The 1,888-nt window shown below is 42.1% G+C and carries 3 protein-coding genes; 2 read left to right on the top strand and 1 reads right to left on the bottom strand.

Annotated features, from left to right (window positions below; all coding sequences use genetic code 11):
• Positions 1-101: 101 nt before the first annotated feature.
• Positions 102-656 carry an NnrU family protein gene (locus A3735_RS03185; protein ID WP_068514618.1) on the bottom strand — a complete coding sequence of 185 codons (555 nt, stop codon included), beginning with the start codon at positions 654-656 and terminating at the stop codon, positions 102-104.
• A 303-nt stretch (positions 657-959) separates the two neighbouring features.
• Here A3735_RS03185 and A3735_RS03180 point away from each other — a divergent pair, with 303 nt between their 5' ends.
• Together A3735_RS03180 and A3735_RS03175 are read left to right on the top strand one after the other, a co-directional pair.
• Positions 960-1,289: a hypothetical protein gene (locus A3735_RS03180; protein WP_068509717.1), complete on the top strand. Its 330-nt coding sequence runs from the start codon at positions 960-962 to the stop codon at positions 1,287-1,289.
• A gap of 137 nt (positions 1,290-1,426) precedes the next feature.
• Positions 1,427-1,843 (top strand): hypothetical protein, encoded by a 417-nt coding sequence (locus tag A3735_RS03175; RefSeq protein WP_068514614.1) that lies wholly within the window; start codon positions 1,427-1,429, stop codon positions 1,841-1,843.
• The last annotated feature ends 45 nt before the right edge of the window (positions 1,844-1,888 follow it).

Raw genomic sequence — 1,888 nt, 5'->3', positions numbered from 1 at the left:
ACAAAGAATACAAACGTCGCCATATTTACCACCTCAACTTAGGGATAGCTTTGCCGCAAAATCACACTATAAAAGACTTTCGCTAAAGAAACGTAACGTACCTAGAAAAGCGGCACGCCAAACAATTGCATATGGTGCATCGCGACAGCACCATAGGCGATCACGCCGACACCTATAACAACAAATGTCATATAGGCTGGCTTAGGTTCCGGCTTGACCCATTCTGACCGTTTGTTCGCACGAATCATATCTATTACAGCATAGGCAAGAAAACCACCAAATAACAGAATTGAAGCCGCATCACCATTGATTAACAGGTGCCCCAAAGCCCACAATTTTACGCCAGCTAACATTGGGTGACGAACTCTACGTTTAATGTTGGAAGGGATATAGGCCGCAACAAGCAAAATAAATGCAGGCAGCATCAGAAGCTTGGTCAGGTGTGACAAAAACTGTGGTGGTTGCCAAATAGAAATAAACGGAGCATCGGCCTTACCCATAATAATCAGAGCAAAACCTGCTATAGAAATCACCGCAAATATGCCTTTGTAGGGCAGTTCTCCAAGTTTATCGATATATTTTTGTCGCAATTCGGGCAAGGTAGGTAAAAGATGAATACCGATAAAAATAATCAGTCCAATAAGTAGTGTGGTCACGAATCTGTCTCCCAGGGCGTTTATTCAGGTCATCATTTTGTTTGTATTATTTTCCAGTGCAGAGGATAAGAGATCATCACTATTAAATGCTAGCCCTATACTGATGAATTCAGCATCTAAAACACAGTTTGCCAAATATGGAAGTTAAAGCAGCGCCCTTTAAGGAAGCCTCAGATCGGCAACAATTACGGTTAAAACCTACATAGCCTTACATTAAATAACAAGACTTAACACACTAAAAATTATAGTTAACTATAATTCGCCGCGAGTTTTTAGCCCTATCAACCTGCTTCGGAGATCTGAATGATTCGTACCTTAACCAGCTCGTTAAGTGCTTCACATGTTTTTCTATGCACCACTATCGCTATCACTCTTTTTTCGCCCAATAGCTTCGCCAACCCGCTCATGAGCAAAGAACAGTACGCCGACTATAGCGTACGCTATCAATGCGCCGAGATACTGTTTCATAATAATCTACAAAAGAAAGAAGCTGAACTCATTAAAATTGAAGACCAGTACGGCTTAACCGACGATAACTTTGATGCCTTTGACGAACTCATCACCGAATACGAGCGTGACGACACTTTGCTCGATACTGTCCGAGAACGCATCACTAAAGAATGCTCAAGCTAACAAAAAGTAAGAGGGCTCTATTCAATGAGCCCTTTCCTGTCACAATTTCTAATGGTAGAAACTGTCTTTCCCAAGCACTGTATATTCCAAACATATTCCCTGAGTTACTATAAGACACCTAATCAGAGGAATACTAAATGACTAACGTAGCCGACTATTTATTACTTACCGCAGCGTTTTCCTTACTGCTGTCTCTTGCCTTGGCTTGGTTAGCCTCCTTTATCCTTTACGCTGATATAAAAGCACTTAAGCGTCTATTTCCTGCTAGCCACCAGCTTATCCGAGCGCATATTGATTACATCTTGATGTGCCTATTGCTGGTAGCCTGCTATTATTTGAATGAAAAGCTTAGCCTAGAACTACCCGGCTGGGTCATTTACACCACGTGCTTTGGAGCACTGTACAACCCTTTCGGCTTCATTGTGCTAACTATAAAACCTCACATGGCTAAGCCTAAGTCGACTAGCGATAAAGCCCGCATTCTTCTAGGCTTCTTACCCGCGACAATTGGCTACGGTTACATTATGTGGCTTACCTTGATCACATTATTGTAAGCCCAGTAATCAAACCGCTTCTTCGAGATGGTAAGTCTGTGGTTA

This window comes from Oleiphilus sp. HI0061 (assembly GCF_001635675.1).
Note: the sequence above shows the minus strand (reverse complement) of the source record. Positions and strands in the feature narration are given on the sequence as shown.